Consider the following 18,523-nt stretch of genomic DNA (forward strand, 5'->3'; position numbering starts at 1 on the left):
TACGGGGCGGTGGCGCTCTGGTCCTGACTCGTTCTCCACCTGCACGTGAGGCGCCCCTCCGGAGAGAGACGCCTCACGTGACGGTGCGAGCAGATCAGGCGAAGATGCTCACCCCTCCTGGCCCCACGAGGCAGCCGACGACGATGAGGACGACGCCCCAAAGAATCTGCTTACGCAAGATCGCGAAGACGCCCGAGACGACGAGCAGCGCTGCGAGGATCCATAGGACAATAGCCATAATTTCTCTTCCTTATCGGTTTCGCTGTGAGCGTGGCACCACCGGATCGATAGCCGGTGCGGAATCTGATCAACGCCGAGGCTGAGCGCAACGACGTCGGAGAGCTGCCTTTCACTTGGCCGGCCGAAGGGTGCGATTCCATGTGCCTTTGCATCCTCCGAGTCTGCCGACCTCAAACAGCACTCGCCGAGAAGATTACAGCGTAAACACCGCGAACGATACCTCCTCCTTCACAGAGGGGTCGTCTTCGCGGCCACAGCGGAGTGAGAGAGGCGATCGGTCCCGACCCCCGTATGACGAAGAATGTGGACGGTACGAGGCAGGCGTGACAGGCTGATGTGATGCGTACACTCACGGTCCTCGGAGCCTCGGCCGCCCACCCCGTCCCAGGGGAGGCTTGCAGCGGCTATTTCCTTGACTGGGATGGGTTCCGACTTGTGCTCGATCTCGGCTATGGCACGTTCCCGCGCCTGTTGAGCCATGTGCCAGATGCTGAGATCGATGCAGTTGTCATCACTCACGAACACCCTGACCACTGCATCGATCTTCACGCGCTGTTCCGTTTCCGTCAGTATGCCGAGACACCGACGAAGAAGCTGCCGCTGTACTGCCCCGCCGGAGTCATCGACCTCCTCGGCGCTGTGGAACCAGGCCTCGACATGACCTCGGCATTCGACATCCATCTTCTGCCTGGGCACTTCGAAGTCGGGCCTTTGAGGCTCAGCTCCGTGTCTTTGCCGCATTTCGTGCCCAATTACGGAGTTCGCCTCGAGACCGCGACGGCAGCGGTCGCCTTCACCGGAGACACCGGACCGCATCCGGGACTCGCTGATCTCGGTCGCGCAGCCGATCTCTACATCGTTGATGCCACCGACCGACCCGGCGAGCAGGACAGCACCCGCCGCAACCTATTGACTGCTTCCGAAGCCGGTGAGTGGGCTCAGAGAGCCGGTGCCAAGCGGCTGCTTCTCACCCATTTCTGGCCAGGCAATGACCGTTCAGCGTCCGCTGAAGATGCAGGCGCGCACTTCGATGGAGAGGTCCTCACCGCCGAACCCGACTTGCGCATAGCTTTCTGACCGCTCGCACCGGCAACCGCGGCGGAGGGCCGTTGGCAGCTGACCGCCGAGACACAGAGATGGCCGGCACGCGTCACCGCCCGACATTGCCGGTGAGGACGCCGACCAAGGTCAGGACCATGGCGATGGCCAGAGCGATCGCCGAGGCGACGAAGGCGGCGGCGATGTGCTCGCTCAGGGCCGCCGCGACGATGGCCGGTCCGACGATCTGACCGATGCTGTACCAGGACGTCAGCTTCGCCGAGGCGTTCGCGACGCCCATCTGCGTGCCGACGCCGATCGTCATCATGACCACCCCGATGAAGGTGAAGCCGAAGAGGGCGGCAGCGATGATGAGGACGACCGGTGAGGATCCGAAGACCGCGAGCAGGGCACCGAAGACCTGGAGGCAGTAGCAGACGGTCAGTGCCTTGACCGTGCCGATGCGGGCGGCGACCGCTGACCAGGTCAGGGGAGACGCCGCTGTTGCGATCCCGGCGATGAGCCACGTCGAGGCGGCCGCGGTTGTTCCGAAAACGGGACCGGCCAGCACCACGAGGTAGGTGCCGATGATGATGTAGCCGCCGCCTTGGAAGAAGTAGCCGGTGGAGAGGATCGCCATGGCTCGGCGACGGTTGGCCGCAAAGGGGGTGACCGCCTCGGCGGGATCGTCGGTGTTGGGTCTGGTGATGTCTGCGGGGGAGCGGTCGGTGGTGATCTCGGCCGGGTCGGCCGCCTCGGTGGGGGTGGTGGTCTGTGGGATCCGGGCGGGGATCGGCCAGGTCCAGGCGATGATGGAGAAGATCGCGGATACGGCCGCGCAGATGAGCCACAGTTGGCGCCAGTCGGCGACGCTGCCGGCGGCGAGCACCATGGCTCCGGAGACGAGGATGCCGAAGCCGACTCCGCCGTAGGAGATGCCGCCGTCGCGGGGCCTGCGGGAGTTCGCGGGAATGCGTTGGGTCACGCACACGAAGATCAGCCCCGAGGCGATTCCGGCGATCGTGCGGATGCCGCCCTGCCAGATGAGGTTCGGGGTCAGGGCGACCGCGGCGAGACCCACGGTGGAGACGATGAGGCTGAGGCGGTAGACGAAGCGGTTGGGTTCGACCCAGCCTTGGGCGATGACGAGGGTGCCGATGAAGTAGCCGACGTAGTTGAGCGTCGCGATCCATGCGCCGGGAGCCGAACTCCAGTGGAGGGCTGCGACCATGAGGGGCAGGGCCGGGGTATAGAAGAACCGGCCCATGCCCATCGCCACCGAAAGGCCGAGCGCCCCGCGAACGGGGGTGAAGGAGGGCCTGGCGACGCTGTCGGGCATGGCGGTTCCTCTCCTCGGGTGGGCTCAGGTGGCGTGGTCTCCACCCTTACGATGCCATGAGCGCGGGGCGGCCGCCTCGGCGGGTGGGGATTCGGACTTCGGACGTCGACGTGGCGGAGGCGGACGTCTTGCCTTGTTTGGGCGGGAGGTGTCTCGAAAGGCACTGTGGGAGTTGTTGATTCTGTGGGGACAGGGCAGAGTTATCGGAGTGAACCTCATAAGGAGCATCCAGGGTGGCGTGGTGGCGCTCGCCCTCGTTCTGTCGGGGTGTTCGTGGTTCGATTCGGACGATTCGTCGTCCTCGAGCCAGTCCCCGGAGCCGAGCCCTACTCCGACTGAATTCGAGCAGTCATTTGCCGGAGTGGTCTCCGGAGACGATGCGGTGGTGACTGCATCCATCGACAAAACGGGCCCGGGCCTCACAGCAGACAATGTCGGAATCTCGTTCGAAGCCACCGACCTTGCCGATCCTCGGCTCGATCCGTCGCAGTCCAACCTCGACGAGCAGTTGAAGTCCCTCGGATCGCCGGCGCTGCGGTTCGGCGGCAATGCTCTCGACCGGAGGACGTTCTGGACGTCCAAGGGCGAGAAGCCGAAGCACGTTGAGAAGGTGACCGTCACTCCTAATGACCTCAAGCGACTGAAGAAGCTTGTCGACGTCACCGGTTCGTCCGTCACCATCGGCATTCCTCTGGGCACCTACGATCCGAAACGCGGAGCGGACATGGCCGCGCATGCGGTCGACATCCTCGGCGATTCTCTTGTCGGTCTGGCAATCGGCAACGAACCGAACGGGTACACCGTCAAGGATGTGCCCAGCGGTGCCGTGCGCGGCAAGGGCTGGAATAAGGACAAATACGTGGAGCAGCTTGAGGTGTATGCCAAAGCCATCCATGCGAAACGGCCGGATGCGCCGATCATCGGTCCCGATGTCTACGACGGGGCATGGATGGAGGCTTTCGCCGGCTCCGGTGTCGAACATAAGAAGGCGATTTCGCAGCACTGGTATCAGCTCTACGAATGCGATTCGTCTCAGGTTCCGGGGCGGGGGCCGCAGGCGTCGAACCTCATTGATCCCTTGGCGAAGAAGGCGGCGAAGAAGAACCTCGGCATCGGGAAATCGAAGGCTGACGCTGCGGATTTGCCGCTGTGGCTCGAGGAGACCGGGCCGACGAGCTGTCCGGGCACGAACGACACGTCACTGACGAACGCGTCGGCGTTGTGGGCTGCTGACTACACGATGTATGCGGCGACGCTCGGTGTGGAGCGGATGGCCATGCATTCGATGCTCGGGGCGTGCAATGGGGGAGCGCCGATGTCGCTCATCTGCGATCCGGCCGATCATGGGGACCGGTCGAATGCGTTTCAAGTTCGTCCGAATATGTTGGGGCTGCGGCTGTTGGTGCCGAGTGTCGGTGGGCATTTCACCAAGACTTCGGTTTCCGGTGGTGGGAACATGAGCGCCTACACGGTGGTGAAGAACGACGGCAAGACTCTGGTTACGACGGTGATCAACGCGAACGATGCGGCGTCGGTGGGTGGGAATCCGGTGACGCTGGCGATGCCGTCGCGGTTCAGTGTGTCGTCGGCTTCTCAGGTTTATGGGGCGTCGAACGATGTGAAGAGTGCGACTCAGGTGGTTCCGGCGAATCCGTTGCCTGACTCAGTTCCTTTTAGTGGGGATGGGGCTTCGGCGTCGAGTGGGGCTTCCTCTGGAGCGCCGGCGTCGAGCTCGCCGGATGCGTCTGGGGCTCCGGTTGCCTCAGGTGGCATGGGTGACGACGGGAAGCTGCGGATCGACCTGGCCGGGAGTTCGGTGACGGTGTTCGTGATGTCGAAAAGGTGAGTAGCTGGGTTAGGTCACTCCGGCCGTCATCAGTCCCAATAGTCGACGACGGACACACCGAGTCGGTCAAGCAGCGTATCGAGCTGCACGCGCCCTTCGCCTTCGTAAAGGGAGCCGATGGAGTCCCGTCCCGGGTTGAGACGGAAGGCGTCCCGGCCCCGGGCCAGACGCTCTTCGAAGAGGACAATGACTGGCACCCGGGGCAATCGACTGACCTCAGCCTGCCGGGAATGCCAGATGATGCCGCTGAAATTCTGAGGCGAAGCATGGATGGCTTTGGCGACAGTGCGAGTGCAGGGGTAATGCTGGCTGGGGCTGGACGAAATCGCTGTCCGTTTCAGGCCAAGATCATCCAACTGCGGATCACGAAAGTCGGCAACCTTCATATATTCCGAGGCAAGCAGTTCGACGTGCAGAAGTCCGTGGAAGCGCTCCTCCTCAGCCTCTGGAATGCCGTACGCGTTGACATCCCGGAGACTTCCTTCGAGCAGGGCAGCCTCCGGGGTTCCGGCCAGGTAAATAACGGCAACACGGTTCACAGCCAGTTCGGAGTCGAACGGGGAGAACCGTGCATTGCCGAACCCGGGGTTGAACTCCGTGCGTCCGAACCGGGAGTCATAAACGCGACTCCAGGCTGTGTCTGCGGAGATGGACGTCGACGGCAGCTGGCCTTTGCGAGCGAGGTCAGTCAGTGCGCCGATCGCCACCGTGCACGTAGACGGCTCCGGGCAGGTCAGCGCTTCGGGTTTGAATGCGGGACTCATGCGCCAGCTGGGAAGTCGAGATCATCGACGTGAACCTTGACCGCGTTCTCAACCACCTCTGGCTTCTCGTGGACCAGCTTGGCAGGGACCCGCCCGCTGAGGAGTCCAGTGGGCCGAGTGCTCCATGCCCAGATTGCCCAAGGGCGGACGCCGGCCTTGAGCAGCGGCTGGACGATGATGCGGCTGATCGCCCTGTCGAGGTCGCCTTCGTCGTTGAGCTGAAAAGCGGGCACGAGGATCCGCCCCTGTGCCTCGACGGTGAATAGCCGCAGCTCTTGGCGCTGCCGTGACACCCACTGACGTGCAGCCTTCTCGTTGGAGCCGCGCATGGCAGCCACGGTCGAGTAGGTGGCCGCACCTTCGCCCTCGAGGAGTCGCTTGCGGATCTCACCGCTGCGGACCGCCTGGCGCTGAGTCGCTCCAGAGACGATCTGCGCATTCTCGACGTAGTCCTCGTCGATGTGCTTTCGCAGCGTGGCGCGACCGGAGACCCGGAGCCGTTTGCGCTGTTTGTAGAGTCGGATGGCGTCTTGAACTTCGTGTGGACTCAGCCCTTCGAAATCCACCTGCTCATCCTGGGCCATAGGTTGATGCGCCTGTGCAGTCATAGCAACCTCCTACTTCTACTCTCCAGTGTAGCACTTGTGCAATTCCGGCAGCAGGTTATTCAATCGCTACATTTCGCCGTCAAATTCGCCTGTCTTGGAGCAACTCCCCGAAGGGCGGAAAACTCTTCGCGGTTGACCTCGGGCCCTATAGATTGATCGCCACGACCGGATCCGTAGTGGGTTGATCGGATCCGCCTTCCGGCTCGATGGTGATGCCGAAGACGCTGCCGTCGGTGAAAGTGTGGCCGCCGATCGTCGTCGATTCTCCGGTCATCAGTCCGGCGCTTTCTGGCCCCTCATCGCCGATCACCCACATCTGCATTGATTTCCCCTCTGGAGCCCGTCCGACACCGTCGGGGCTGATCCGGATGAGCTGTTCGGACTCCGAGGACGACACGGTGACCGTTCCTCCCTCCGGAAGCTCGTCCGTGCTCGTGCGCAGATCGTCGGCTTGCATCAGCCGTGTGGATTCGTCGAGCTGCTGCTGCGCGGCGGTGAGATCCTCCTCGAGCTGGTTCTGACGCTGCGTCTGCTGCCAGACGGTCACCCCGGATCCAGCCGCGACGATGAGCGCGGCCGCGGCGGCCGCATAAGGCACCCAGGAGCGACGACGTGACTCGCGGTGATCGGCCAGAGAGGTCGGAGGCGCGAGGGAGACCGGGTTCGCTGCAGTCGAGTTCGCCTCCGTATGCGTCGCCGGGCTCAGCAGCCCGTTCGTCGACCTCTGCTGCGCATGCGTTTGGGGGATGGAGAGAATCGCCTGTCGAGTCTCCGAGCTGACCTCGACCGGCTCGTCGGACTCGGCTGCTTCGGCCATGACGTCGGCATAAACGGCGACCTCGGCACGGAAGTCGGCATCGGAATCGGCCAGCGTCTGAGCCTCGGCGAGCTCGGAGTCGCTGAGTCCGCCGAGCGCCAGACCGGCGGCCAGATAGTCACGATCGGTGCTCATCGACTCGCCTCCAATTCCTTTCGCAGCTTCTTCATTCCGTCTCTGATCCGTGACTTGATGGTGCCCAGCGGCACCTGGAGATTCTCAGAGATCTGAGCGTGGGTCAGACCCTGATAGAACGCCATGACGATCGGTCTGCTCTGATCCTCCGGCAGTCCCTTCAGCGCCGAGACTGTCCGGTCCGATTCCGCCCGGTCGATCACGGTCTGCTCGACCTCATCACCCGCCTCGGCGGTGGACCGCAGTCCATCGGCGAGGTCCCGGTCCTGCTGGGACTGGACGCTGCGCACGCAGTCGATGGCCCGTCTGCGACACAGAGTGATCAACCATGCCCGGCCCGTTCCCTTCGCGGGATTGAAGCCCGAGCACCGCGTCCACACCTCGGTGAAGCATTCCTGCAGGACCTCCTCGGCCAGTGACTGGCTCTTGACGATCCGGACGATCACGGCCATGAGGATCCTGGACTGGTTCGTGAAGAGTTCCTCGAACGCCGCCGCGTCACCCTCGCTGATCCTCAGCAGCAGCTGACCGCTGGGATCGGCCGAACCGTAGACTCCAGACGTGGTGTCCGTCGAGGTGGGGGCCGGTTGCCGGGGTTGTGGCGCAGACCCCGGGGGACTGTGTCGAAACGTCGTCGGATCGTCTGAACTCATGCACCAATCTTCTCATCCCCCGAACAGTGCCTGGCACGTTCTCCGGTGGTGAGGAGAGGAAGGAGGGGCGGCCAGGGGCCGATCGCGATATGTCTGATCGATCCCTGGCCGGTGCTGCGAGGAGTATGGGATGTCAGTCCTTGGGCATCATCACGGCGTCGACCATGTAGACCGTGGCGTTGGCGGTCTTGACTCCGCCGCAGACCAGTCCGGCATCGTCGAACTTCATGTCCTCGCCCTCACCGGAGATCTTCACCTTCGAGCCTTCGACGGTCTCGTGTTCACCGGCGATCTCATCGGGGGAGAGCTGTCCGGGGATGACGTGGTAGGTCAGCACCTTCGTCAGCTGGTCCGAGTCCTTGGCCAGGGCGTCGAGGTCGTCCTTGGGCACATCGGCGAAGGCGTCGTCGACCGGGGCGATGACCGTGAACTCGTCACCGTTGAGGGTGTCGACGAGGTCGACATCGGGGTTGAGCTTGCCCGAGACAGCCTTGGTCAGGGTCGTGAGCATCGGGTTGTTCGAGGCGGCAGTGGCCACCGGATCCTGGCCCATGCCCTCGACAGAACCGGCCCCGTCCGGGTTCGCCTCCGCGTAAGCCGAGCAGCCCTTGCCGACGAGGTCGGAATCGGCCATGGAGGAGTCGCCGGACTCGTCTGGCATCTCGGACTCGCCCGAGTCAGCGGGCTGAGATTCGGAGCTGCCCGATTCCGAACCGGACTCCTCCCCGCCGGAACCGGAATCCATTCCGCAGCCGCTCAGAGCCAGCAGGCCGATGGCGCCGGCCGAGAGGATGGTGGCGGTGCGTGTGCGAAGCAGTGTCTTCATTGTTCTTCTCCTAATCAACAGTGATGCGTATTCGCGCACAGCTGTGAAGTGGTCTCCATTGCTCGCTGTGTACTGGGTATTCGGCGCGGTGCTCGGTTCGGATGGGCGGATGGAGAAGAAACCTGAGTAATCCTTCGCGGAACGGGCTGCAGTCAGCCGACTCCCAAGCGGGCAAAGGCATCGCGGAAGATGGTCAGCGAGTCCAGACCCGGCAGCTTCTGGACGCTCTTATCGAGCTTGTCCAGTTCGTCTGTGTGATCCTGGAAGAGATGACTCATCACGTGCTTGACTTCGGCATCGTCCATCATCCCTGAGCCCACGGGCTTCCACAGCTTCCCCAGCGCCAGGCGCACGATCTTCTGAGCTCGTGGGTTGTCCTCGAGCCTCTGTCGTGCCTGAGTCGTGTAGAAGGCCACATGTCGAGTCTCCTGTTTGGCGATGCGCTCAAGCAGCGGAGAGAGCACCGGGTGGTCCTGCATCGCCGCCATCCTGCGATATCCGGCTGTGGCGGAGAGTTCGTTGGCCGCACCCCAAGCCATATGCACGGCAATGAAGTCCGTGCCCACCATGTTCGACAGCAGCGACTGCTTCGCGGGTCCCAGCGCGAGTTTCCACCCCAAGCTCATCCGCTTGGCTTTGACCTCGTCGTAATCGACGTGGATCCCGTGTTTCTCGAGCACGGCGGCCAATGCCTCTCCGTGCCAGAACTCCTCACGGTTCCACATGGTCATGAATGCCGCCGTGGCGTCCTCGCTGTGTGAAGGCGTGACGAGCAGCTCCCTGACGAAACATGTGGTGTGATATTCGACGTCGCACATGTATCGCACCGACCGGAGCGTGTCTCTGTCCAAGGGCATGTCATCGAACACATCGAGATCCAGATCGGTCCAGTTCACCGCCTCGGACGTCTCGGCGTACTTGTCGAAGTCAAAGGCCATGGTTTCTCCCTGCTTGAGCATGGGCTCTGCGCGTCGAGCGCAGCGCCGCCGTCACTTGGTTCATCAAAGGCTGAGGGTTCCCCGGCAGGAACCGTCCGATCTCGGCATCCGAGTCGATCAGACGTCGTCTGTCGGAGGCAGAGGCGAAGACGCTTGTCAGTGCGCTGGCCTCATCCGGTTCGGGCACTCCGACGATCCTCAGAGGAGCCCACGGCCGCATGAGGTGAGCACGAGCGGTGAGGGCTTCGATCCGTGATCGTCGGATCCGAGCCACCGCCTCCGAACGGAAGAAGCGGACGATCGCCTCGCGCCGGTCGATGATCTCGGTCAGGACGCGAGCGGCTTCACCGCTGAGTCGTGTACGCACTGCCCGTTCAGCTGCCTGGAGGCCCGCCTCCTGTATCGCGAGCCTGGCCATGTGTCCGGCGGTGAGAGGTTCCTTGACCAGTCCGCCGACGACAGGTGCGAGGATCGGCAGGCCCCGTTCGACCCACATTCCGCGCAGTCTCCGTGACCTGCCCCCGCGAAGGTCCTCAGGGCTGAGGGTGGTTTCGAGCATGTCGCGCAGTGCCCGCGCCAACCAGTACCGCTCGTAGCCCCATCCCGTCACGAAGGCTGTGATTCGCGCTTCGTTGGACGTCCAGGAGGCGAACATCGCCCGGGTCTCGGCCAGCGCTGAGTTCTCCAGCCGCCATAGGAAGCCGAGATCGCGTACCACGTCCCCGGCCACCTCGATGCGCTCTGAGTCGAATTCGATGCGTCCTCGAGCGTGAGCAAGATAGTCGTCGACATCGAATGCTGTGCGCAGCACGATGGGATGCTCTGCATCGGAGAACAGTCGTCCTCTGACGTGCCCGGGCGGATGTTCGACGAGGGGGTTGTGGAGTGTTCTGTCGCTTGTCACCATTCCATCACTTTCCATCGCTTCTTCAGTGCCAGGCCGTAGAGACCGAGATCCGGAGTGACGGCAACGGGGCTGCCGACGAGTTCGAGCCATGCGGCATCGCCCAGAGAGTCGCCGTAGCCGGTCGAACGTCCCAGATCGGCGCCCACGGTGTCGGCGTATTTGCGCAGCCAGTTCGCCCGAGCCTCATCGACCAGCGGAGGGCTCGCGAGGAACCCCGAGAGAACACCGTCATCGGTGACGTCCATCCGGGTTGCGACCACCTCGTCGAAGAGATCGGACAGAGGTTCGACGAGGACATCGAGAGCGCCCGTGAGCAGGACCGTGCGGTGACCGGCCGCGCGGTGTTCGTCGATGAGCTGCCGGGCCTGGGGGCGGATGGAGTCGCGGATCGTCTGCCCGAGACGGCCGGTGACGGCCGCTCGGAGCTCATCGAGTTCGAAGCCCTGATACCGACGGTTGACCATGCGGATGAGGTCCGAACGGTCGCGGTACTCGGCGCGCAGCAGTCCGGGGACGACTCCGGCCATCGTTCCCATCATCGCCGGCCACTTGTAGATCGGCTGCGTGGCGCGCACGACCGCCGCGAACTGCTGCACGATGTTCGCCGAAATCACCGTCCCGTCGAGGTCGAAGACGGCCAGAGCCTCGGAATTGGGCGGCAGGGGACGCGGAGTGGGCGGGGCCTCGCTCTGGCGACGTCTGCGCGAATAGCTGCGGGTGAGTTCTGTGATCGCCGGGATGTGGACGTCCTGGAAGTATTCCGTCCAGTCGATCTCGGTCACGTCGAACCTGCGGTTGGTCGGGCAGTCCTCCGGCAGTCGCTCAAGCAGACGTCTCGTGTTCGCATCATCGAAGATCATCTCTGTCTTCGTGTACTGCTGGTACAGGTCGGCGAACTGACGCAGTGACTTCAGTTTGGCGTCGGTTCTGTGCAGCCGTGAGGTCAGAGCGCGTGTGCGCGTCGAGGCGGGCAGCCGCTCGACGACTTCGCGGCCGACGCCCGTGACCAGTTCCTTCAGCCGGATGCGCTGTTCGATGAGTTCGGAGCTGGGGAAGCTCCATTCGGGCACCACCGTGGGAACCCCCTCTGTGTCAGGCAGGGGATGGGCGAGGAAGTACTCGCGGACGGTTCCGACCATCTGGTGGAATGGCAGGGGATTGCTCGTGCCCGATACGACCTGGTAGTAGTCCGAATGACCTTGTTCCGGCTGTCCGGAGCTGCTGTCGTGCTCTGCCGGCTGCCGCTCGAGTGGACCCTGTTCGGCAAGGGCGAGGATGACATTGACGACATAGTCGACGGGAATGATGTCGAGCACCGAATCGGCGTGCCCGGGGAACTCCGAGAGGCTTCCTTTGGCGTAGGCCATGATGAGAGGGTCAGCGACCTTGAAGCCGTCGATCCACCCGGGGCTCGGTCGACGGAACGCGGATTCGATGATGGACGGGCGAACGAATGAGACCTGATGCCCCTCGGCTGCCCACTCTTCGCCGATCCGCTCGGCAAGCGCCTTGGTGAAGGTGTAGATGTCTGTCCACCCGAGGGACTGGGCACGGGTGCGTCCGAACTCCACGAGTCGATCCCGCACATAGCTCTCCCGGGCGGCTTCCGCCCCGGCGGCCACCGATTTCGGGCCCATCCGAGAGCTCTGTGCTTGAGCTGTGCGGATGAATCGGCGCAGCCTCTCCGGTTGCCGGGATTCGGCCTCGACGCTGGTCCTGGCCTGTCTGGCCGCCCGGAACTCATCGTCATGATCGACGGTGTGGCGCAACCGGGACTCCTGCGCGACGCCCTTCGCGATCCCTCCGACATAGGCTGTCGAGACATGGATGACGTGGGGGCTCTGCTGCGATTCCGACAAGGCAGCGTAGAGTCGTTCGACGCCCCCGACATTGGTGTCGAACGCCTCGTCGATCGCGGCGTCGAACGACACGCTCGACGCGGAGTGGATGACGACGTCAAAGCGATCGGTCAGGGGCGGCAGATCAGCGAGATCCCCCTCGAGTACCGTGACCCGCGATTCGAAGGCCTCGCGCACCGTCTTTTCGCCGACCCGATCGATCCAGGAAGCGAAGACCGGCTTGCCGAGCAGCCGCTGCAGTCGATCATGTCCTGACTGGGTTCCGCGGGGACGAACGAGTGCAGTGATGGCGACGTGCGAGTCGCTTTCGAGGAGCGCTTGGAGCAGCGCCTGACCAAGGAACCCTGTGGCACCGGTCAAGAGGTATCGGCTGGGGTGCATGCGGAAACCTATCGGGTAGAGAGTGCGATTCCGTGGAAACGCGGACGTGGTTTACACAATTGATTCGGTGCGGACCGGTTTTTGGATGCCTGTATCGTAGCAATATGAATGTGGCCCTCATCACCGGAGGCACTGCGGGGATCGGTGCGGCTTTCGCCCGCGCTTTCGCCAGACGTGGTGTCAGTCTTGTCCTCGTCGCTCGGGACCCCGGCACCCTGGAGGCGTTTGCCGAGCAGCTTCGCGGCGATTTCGGTGTGGACGTCGCGACGATCGTCGCCGACCTCGCCGACCGGGATGCGCAGGCCCGCGTGGCGGCCCGGATCGAAGAGCCCGGTGCGGAACCCGATATCGACATCGTGGTCAACAATGCGGGATTCTCGGTCCGCTCGAGCCTGCTCAGCACGGATGTCACCGAACATGATCGCGGCTTCGAAGTGATGCAGCGCGCCGTGCTGATCATCGGCGGTGCCGCCGCCAGAGCGATGAAGCATCGCGGGCGGGGGTGGATCATCAATGTCTGCTCTGTCAGCGCGGGACTGACGCAGAACAACTACACCGCCATCAAAGCGTGGACGCAGAACTACTCCGAGGCGCTGTCGGTTCAGACCGCAGGTACAGGGGTGAGTGTGACCGCCCTGGTGCCCGGGTGGGTGCGCACCGAGTTCCATTCCCGAGCGGGCATCGCCGGAACGTCGATTCCCGACCTGCTGTGGATGGATGCGGACAAGTTGGTGGAGGGATGTCTTCGAGACGTCGTTCGGGGGAAGAAGATCTCGGTGCCGCAGCTGCGGTGGAAGATGATCTCGTCGACGCTGCGACTGCTGCCGCGCCCGGCAATCCACCGTCTGTCCGCGGTGCTGACGTCTCGACGGCAGCAGGAGGGGTAGGGCGGCGACGCCCGACCGGTCGAAGAAATTCGGGGAAATGCCCATCCGAAAGCACTAGCGGCTCCGAACCAGTGGAGATGACTGATCACACTCTCTCCCCGCCGGCGCCGCCGAAGTACCGGTCGCGCACGCGCTCCGCGCTGCGATTCCTCCTCCAACGTGTCCTCTTCCGGGGCCTCGTCCGTTCGGCGATCACTCCGACGGTGAGTATCGCCCCAGGAGTGTGCGAGCTCGACCGAGGCTTTCTCGTGATTGCCAATCACACCTCACACCTCGATGCGCCGATGATCGCGCAGAGCCTGCCGCGCAGACAGTCGCGGTTCCTTGCGACCGGAGTCGCCTACGATTACTTCTTCACCGTGTGGCACAAGCGACTCTTCGTCCGCTGGCTGTTCAACGCGTTTCCGATCTATCGCGAAGGATCACGCGGCAGCGCGAATCTGCCCCGCGCACTGCTGCGCTCGGGTGTGCCGGTTCTGCTGTTCCCCGAGGGCGGTCGGCAGAAGTCAGGCACGATCGCTGATTTCAAGGCCGGATCGATCAAGCTGGCAGTCGATGCCTCGGTTCCCATCGTGCCGGCAGCGGTCGTCGGCGGTTTCGAAGCGATGCCCAAAGGCGCTGCCTGGCCGGCGGCGGGCAGGCCACCTGTGCATGTGGCTTTCGGTGAACCGGTCACCGCCCGATCAGAGGAAACGCTGTCTGAGCTCACCGCGCGGGTGCGGCAACTCGTGGCGGAGCTCTTCGCCGCGGGAGCCGACGACGTCGGTGTCGGCAGTGAACACGCCGAATCGCCGGAAAGGACGAAGAAATGAGTGAACCCATGAGAATGCAGGACGTCAAGCGACACCGCTGGTGGGGCTGGGGAGCCGAAGGTGTCGACTTCCGGTGGGAGACCAAACCCGACTTCGCTGCGATCGCCAAGGACAAAGTCGGTCTCGACCTCTGGAATGCTCCGCGGCCGACCACCCCGGTGCTCAGCGATCTGAACATACCCGAGTCTCGTATGACATCGACACTTCTCGACGAGCTCGGCGCCGTGGTCGAGTCGGACAATGTCAGCGTCGACGACGAACTCCGCGTGGTCCATTCCTTCGGCCGCTCCCTGCCGGACCTCTACCGGGTGCGCCACGAACTGATCACCCGCCTCGTCGACGCCGTCGTCTACCCAGGCAGCGAGGATGAGATCGCCGCTGTCCTCGCTCTCGTCCTCGACCGCGATCTCGTCCTCATCCCCTATGGCGGCGGCTCGTGCATCTCCGGCTCAGTGACCCCGAGCCCGGATGAGGAGCGTCCCATCGTCTCGCTGAATCTCGGGAGGATGCGTCGAGTCATCGACATCGACGAGTATTCGGGCCTCGCCCGAGTCGAAGCCGGAGCATACGGGCCCGACCTCGAGGAGCAGCTCAATCTTCGCGGATGGACGATGGGTCATTTCCCCGACTCGTTCAGCTATTCGACCCTCGGCGGATGGGCGGCGACCCGGTCATCGGGAATGCAGTCCGACAAGTACGGTGACATCGAAGACATCGTGCGTGGACTTCGTGTCGTCCACCCTCGTGGCGTGATGGTGAGCAAGCCGATTCCGGGCCGCGATTCGGGCCCGTCGGTGCATGAGATGGTCCTCGGGAGCGAAGGACGTCTCGGCGTGATCTCGGAATGCACGGTGCAGGTGCATCGACTGCCGAAGGTGCGACAGGTCATCGCCTACCTCTTCCCCGATTGGGCGAGTGGAGTCGAAGCCATGCACGACATCGCCCGTTCCGAGGTCACGCCCGCGTTCACCCGTCTCTCAGATGGGCCCGAGACTCGGTTCAGTCTCGCGATGGTCTCGGAGCCGAGGGGTGTGAAGGCAACGATCGCGGCTCGCGGTCAGGACGCCCTGTTCGCCTACCTGCGGTCCAAAGGGTGGGACACGACAGAAGGCATCTGCCTGTCATACGTCTGCTTCGAAGGGTCGAAGGAGCGCGTGGCACGTGAGAAGGCCGAGGTGAAGGAACTCATCGGTCGCCGAGGCGGAATCAGTCTCGGCTCCGGGCCCGGAGACGTCTACGATCAGAAGAAGTTCGACACCCCGTATCTGCGCGACTTCCTGCTCAACTACAAGGTCTTCGGCGATGTCTGCGAAACGGGAGTGACGTGGGGAGATCTCAAGAACGTCCATGCTCGAGTGCACGAGCGATTCCGCCAGACTCGCAGTGAGCAGGGCGGAGCGGGATTCATGTTCTGCCATCTGTCCCATAGCTATCACGGCGGCGCCTGCCTGTACTTCACCTTTGCGATTCCCTACACGGATGAGGACACGGCGCTGGCGGAGTATCAGGACGTCAAGGACAGCATTCAGCAGGAGTTCATCGACTCCGGCGGAGGCCTGTCGCACCACCACGGAGTCGGCACCGAACACCAGCCGTGGCTCGTCGACGACATCAGCGAGCCGGGGGCATTCATGGTCGATGCCGTATTCCGAGCCACCGACCCCGGACAGAACCTCAACCCGGGGAAAGTCCTCGGCGATCGGGCTCCGTCCTGAGGAGGTTGGTCTCGCTGGGCTGCACGCATCCGCATCCTCACTGTCCGGCGAGAATCTCCTCCAGACCGACAGCCTCGACGGGCAGTCGATCGGCACTGCACAACGCAGCGACATACGGTCGAGGGCATATGAGCCGGGAGATGTTGAGTGCGTCGAGTTCGGAAATTCCGGGCGCCGCGATCGTGGCCGTCCATTGTCCGTGCGGGCCGATTCCCGACGGCAGGTCCATGACTTCGATATCACTGGGCGGCACAGACAGCCCGTGCCCGGTGGTCTTCACCGCGGCTTCCTTGCACACCCAGACGTCGATGCGCTGACGCACGGAATCGCCGCCCTCGGTCAGAGTCTCCGTCGGGCCGAAGACGTAGTCGTCGAAGCCTGAGAAGACATCGGGCGGGACCTGTTCGATGTCGACTCCGATCGGTGAGGTCCCCGGCGCCGAGGCGATCGCCACGGCCCCGTTCGACCGAGACAGGCTGAGCTCCGCCCCGGGGACTGTCGGCTTGCCATGAGGGCCGCCGCACGTGCGACAGCGGCGTGTCAGCTCCAATTCGCCGGCCTCGTCGAGATCGACGCCGAGGCGGCGAGCCGCCATGAGCCGAAAGATCAGATGCGCCCCTCGGAAAGCGGCCCGATCGGAGGGTCTGCGAAAACGGTCTGCCTGAGCGACTTCTTCCGGTGACAGCAGCGAAGCGAGCCACGAGTATTCGGCGAGCACTCGTTCGATCGCTGTTATGTCGCTGATGAGGTATTCGATCGCGGCTCTCGTCATCTCCGACTGATCCGGCGGTACTGGGAGACGGCGATGGGAGAGAAGACGGCGATGACCGCAACGCAGCTGAGGATCGCATAGATGACGGCGTTGTCGGCAGCCCAGCCCGTGCTGGTGACGAAGCCGGTCGGCGGTGGGTTGCCGAACAGTTCTCGGACACTGGTGGCGACCGCGGTGATGGGATTCCACGCGGCGATCGTCTGCAGCGGGCCCGGAAGGGTGTCGATCGAGACGAAGGCTCCGGAGATGAAGGTGACGGGGAAGAGCCAGATGAGGCCGAGGCTCTGTGCCACCTCGACGCTCCTGGCCGTCAGTGCGATGACCGCACCGATCCACGACATGGCGAAGCTGAAGAGGAGCAGGAGCGTGATGCCCAGCAGGGCTGAGCCGAATCCCTCGGTGATGCGCCACCCGATGAGCAGACCGCAGATCATCGTCACCGCCACGGAGATGAGGCTGGTGACCAGGTCCGAGGATGTTCTGCCCAGAATCACGGCGACCCGTGACATCGGCAGCGAACGGAAACGGTCGATGAGTCCGAGCTGGAGGTCTTTGGCGAGGTAGACGGCGGTGAAGGAGGAATTGAAGGTCAGCGTCTGAGCCAGGATCCCGCCGATGAGGAACTCCCGGTACGGCCCGCCGCCGAGGCTGCCTCCGAAGACGAACGCGAGGAGGAAGACGAAGATCACCGGCTGGACGACTCCCGTGACCAGGGCGCCCGGAGTCCGACGGACGGTGAGCAGATTGCGCCAGGCGATGACGGAGCTGTCGCGAGCGGCGGAGACGAGTGCGGTCATGCTCCCACCTCGGCGGTGTCTGCCGGTGTCCGTGCGGGCCTCGCCGAGGTGGGCTGTCCGGTGAGATCGAGGAACACGTCGTCGAGCGTGGGACGGCACAGGGCCGCCTCGGTGACGGAATGCCCCTCTTCATCCAAGGCGGCAAGGACCTGCAGAAGATTCCTCTGCCCCAGTGGCGCGGACGCGGTGATGCGCTGTCCCGACGAGTCCGTCTGCGGGTGGGCGGAGTCGCCGATGACGCGGTCGAGGATCCGCAGGGTTCTGTCGAGGGAGTCGCGGTGGGTCAGCGTCAGTGTGATCCGTTCGGCACCGAGCTTGCCCTTGAGGTCCGTGGAGGTTCCCTCTGCGATGACGTGTCCGGAATCGATGACGGCGATGCGATCGGCCAGCTGGTCTGCCTCTTCCAGGTACTGGGTCGTCAGCAGCACAGTGGTGCCGCCTCTGACCAGAGTGGTGATGACCTCCCAGGTGTCGAGACGTGCGCGCGGATCGAGCCCGGTGGTCGGTTCGTCGAGGATGACGACCGGCGGGCGCACGACCAGGGCCGAGGCCAGGTCGAGTCGTCGCCGCATGCCTCCCGAATAGGCGCCTGCGCGTTTGCCTGCGACGTCGCTGAGACCGAATTCGGCCAGCAGCTCGCGGGCACGGGCCGCCGATTCCCGGCGGCTCATCCCGTAGAGGCGGGCGACCATGACGAGATTCTCGTAACCGGTGAGCTTCTCATCGACGGCCGCATACTGGCCGGAGAGGCCGATGCTGCGGCGGACGGCAGTGGGATCGGCGGTCACCGAGTGGCCTGCCACGACGGCAGTGCCGGAGTCGGGGCGTATCAGTGTGGACAGGACCTTGACGGTCGTCGTCTTCCCGGCCCCATTGGGGCCGAGGAGACCGAAGATCTGTCCCTCCTCGATGTCCAGGCTGATGCCGTCGAGAGCTCGAAAAGCCCCATAGTTCTTCCTCAGATTCTCCAGGCGAATCACTATGAGGCGATCTCGGCGAGCCGGCGCGGAGTGATGTCCGTCCAGTTCTCCTCGACGAATTCGAGGCAGTCTTCGCGGCTGGCCGGTCCGAACACGAGGACCCATCCCGCGGGCACATCGGCGAACGACGGCCACAGCGAATGCTGCTGCAGGTCATTGACCAGCACGCGGAAGGTCCCTGTTGTGTCATCGAAGGGGTTATTCACGGG

At 63.9% G+C, this 18,523-nt stretch carries 19 protein-coding genes; 5 read left to right on the plus strand and 14 right to left on the minus strand.

Annotated elements, in window-relative coordinates:
* Nucleotides 1-94: 94 nt before the first annotated feature.
* The gene (locus SB749_RS07610) at nucleotides 95-238 is read right to left on the minus strand and encodes a GPGG-motif small membrane protein (protein WP_162835624.1); all 144 of its coding nucleotides are present in this window, start codon (nucleotides 236-238) and stop codon (nucleotides 95-97) included.
* Nucleotides 239-579: 341 nt separating this feature from the next.
* Here SB749_RS07610 and SB749_RS07615 point away from each other — a divergent pair, with 341 nt between their 5' ends.
* On the plus strand, nucleotides 580-1,317 hold the full coding sequence (locus tag SB749_RS07615; RefSeq protein ID WP_410709801.1) for an MBL fold metallo-hydrolase: 738 nt from the start codon (nucleotides 580-582) through the stop codon (nucleotides 1,315-1,317).
* A 73-nt stretch (nucleotides 1,318-1,390) separates the two neighbouring features.
* Here SB749_RS07615 and SB749_RS07620 read toward each other — a convergent pair whose 3' ends face one another.
* Nucleotides 1,391-2,617, minus strand: a complete 1,227-nt coding sequence (locus SB749_RS07620; protein ID WP_410709802.1) for a YbfB/YjiJ family MFS transporter — start codon at nucleotides 2,615-2,617, stop codon at nucleotides 1,391-1,393.
* A 208-nt stretch (nucleotides 2,618-2,825) separates the two neighbouring features.
* On the opposite strand from SB749_RS07620, the gene SB749_RS07625 reads away from it, so the two are divergent.
* Complete coding sequence (locus tag SB749_RS07625; RefSeq protein WP_410709803.1) at nucleotides 2,826-4,463, plus strand: hypothetical protein; 1,638 nt, start codon at nucleotides 2,826-2,828, stop codon at nucleotides 4,461-4,463.
* Nucleotides 4,464-4,492: 29 nt separating this feature from the next.
* On the opposite strand, the gene SB749_RS07630 is transcribed toward SB749_RS07625, so the two are convergent.
* The 8 genes from SB749_RS07630 to SB749_RS07665 form a co-directional block, all read right to left on the minus strand.
* The gene (locus tag SB749_RS07630) at nucleotides 4,493-5,227 is read right to left on the minus strand and encodes an RES family NAD+ phosphorylase (protein WP_410709804.1); all 735 of its coding nucleotides are present in this window, start codon (nucleotides 5,225-5,227) and stop codon (nucleotides 4,493-4,495) included.
* The gene (locus tag SB749_RS07635) at nucleotides 5,224-5,835 is read right to left on the minus strand and encodes a hypothetical protein (RefSeq protein ID WP_410709805.1); all 612 of its coding nucleotides are present in this window, start codon (nucleotides 5,833-5,835) and stop codon (nucleotides 5,224-5,226) included. The genes SB749_RS07630 and SB749_RS07635 overlap by 4 nt, the downstream gene beginning before the upstream one ends.
* A 145-nt stretch (nucleotides 5,836-5,980) precedes the next feature.
* The gene (locus SB749_RS07640; protein ID WP_410709806.1) at nucleotides 5,981-6,787 is read right to left on the minus strand and encodes an anti-sigma factor domain-containing protein; all 807 of its coding nucleotides are present in this window, start codon (nucleotides 6,785-6,787) and stop codon (nucleotides 5,981-5,983) included.
* Nucleotides 6,784-7,440, minus strand: a complete 657-nt coding sequence (locus SB749_RS07645) for a sigma-70 family RNA polymerase sigma factor (RefSeq protein WP_410709807.1) — start codon at nucleotides 7,438-7,440, stop codon at nucleotides 6,784-6,786. The genes SB749_RS07640 and SB749_RS07645 overlap by 4 nt, the downstream gene beginning before the upstream one ends.
* A 133-nt stretch (nucleotides 7,441-7,573) precedes the next feature.
* Nucleotides 7,574-8,266, minus strand: a complete 693-nt coding sequence (locus tag SB749_RS07650; RefSeq protein WP_410709808.1) for a fasciclin domain-containing protein — start codon at nucleotides 8,264-8,266, stop codon at nucleotides 7,574-7,576.
* A 152-nt stretch (nucleotides 8,267-8,418) separates the two neighbouring features.
* A complete protein-coding gene (locus SB749_RS07655) occupies nucleotides 8,419-9,204 on the minus strand; it encodes a ferritin-like domain-containing protein (protein ID WP_181276381.1) in 786 nt (261 codons plus the stop codon).
* Nucleotides 9,194-10,111, minus strand: coding sequence for a hypothetical protein (locus SB749_RS07660; protein ID WP_410709809.1), 918 nt, complete (start codon nucleotides 10,109-10,111; stop codon nucleotides 9,194-9,196). The genes SB749_RS07655 and SB749_RS07660 overlap by 11 nt, the downstream gene beginning before the upstream one ends.
* Complete coding sequence (locus tag SB749_RS07665) at nucleotides 10,105-12,351, minus strand: HAD-IB family hydrolase (RefSeq protein ID WP_410709810.1); 2,247 nt, start codon at nucleotides 12,349-12,351, stop codon at nucleotides 10,105-10,107. The genes SB749_RS07660 and SB749_RS07665 overlap by 7 nt, the downstream gene beginning before the upstream one ends.
* A 104-nt stretch (nucleotides 12,352-12,455) precedes the next feature.
* Here SB749_RS07665 and SB749_RS07670 point away from each other — a divergent pair, with 104 nt between their 5' ends.
* The 3 genes from SB749_RS07670 (at nucleotide 12,456) to SB749_RS07680 (ending at nucleotide 15,765) form a co-directional block, all read left to right on the plus strand.
* The gene (locus tag SB749_RS07670) at nucleotides 12,456-13,238 is read left to right on the plus strand and encodes an SDR family NAD(P)-dependent oxidoreductase (RefSeq protein ID WP_410709811.1); all 783 of its coding nucleotides are present in this window, start codon (nucleotides 12,456-12,458) and stop codon (nucleotides 13,236-13,238) included.
* A gap of 77 nt (nucleotides 13,239-13,315) precedes the next feature.
* On the plus strand, nucleotides 13,316-14,050 hold the full coding sequence (locus SB749_RS07675) for a lysophospholipid acyltransferase family protein (RefSeq protein WP_410709812.1): 735 nt from the start codon (nucleotides 13,316-13,318) through the stop codon (nucleotides 14,048-14,050).
* The gene (locus SB749_RS07680) at nucleotides 14,047-15,765 is read left to right on the plus strand and encodes an FAD-binding oxidoreductase (RefSeq protein WP_410709813.1); all 1,719 of its coding nucleotides are present in this window, start codon (nucleotides 14,047-14,049) and stop codon (nucleotides 15,763-15,765) included. Before SB749_RS07675 ends, SB749_RS07680 begins: the two co-directional genes overlap by 4 nt.
* Nucleotides 15,766-15,802: 37 nt before the next feature.
* Here SB749_RS07680 and SB749_RS07685 read toward each other — a convergent pair whose 3' ends face one another.
* From SB749_RS07685 to SB749_RS07700, 4 genes are read right to left on the minus strand one after another with little or no spacing between them, the layout of a single operon-like run.
* Nucleotides 15,803-16,537, minus strand: coding sequence for a 4'-phosphopantetheinyl transferase family protein (locus tag SB749_RS07685; protein ID WP_410709814.1), 735 nt, complete (start codon nucleotides 16,535-16,537; stop codon nucleotides 15,803-15,805).
* Nucleotides 16,534-17,334, minus strand: coding sequence for an ABC transporter permease (locus SB749_RS07690; RefSeq protein WP_410709815.1), 801 nt, complete (start codon nucleotides 17,332-17,334; stop codon nucleotides 16,534-16,536). The genes SB749_RS07685 and SB749_RS07690 overlap by 4 nt, the downstream gene beginning before the upstream one ends.
* Entirely contained in the window at nucleotides 17,331-18,314 is a 984-nt protein-coding gene (locus tag SB749_RS07695; protein ID WP_410709816.1) for an ATP-binding cassette domain-containing protein, read from the minus strand. Before SB749_RS07695 ends, SB749_RS07690 begins: the two co-directional genes overlap by 4 nt.
* Nucleotides 18,314-18,520 (minus strand): MbtH family protein, encoded by a 207-nt coding sequence (locus SB749_RS07700; protein ID WP_152349256.1) that lies wholly within the window; start codon nucleotides 18,518-18,520, stop codon nucleotides 18,314-18,316. Before SB749_RS07700 ends, SB749_RS07695 begins: the two co-directional genes overlap by 1 nt.
* Nucleotides 18,521-18,523: the final 3 nt, after the last annotated feature.

This window comes from Brevibacterium sp. SIMBA_078 (assembly GCF_046534565.1).
Classification (GTDB): Bacteria; Actinomycetota; Actinomycetes; order Actinomycetales; family Brevibacteriaceae; genus Brevibacterium.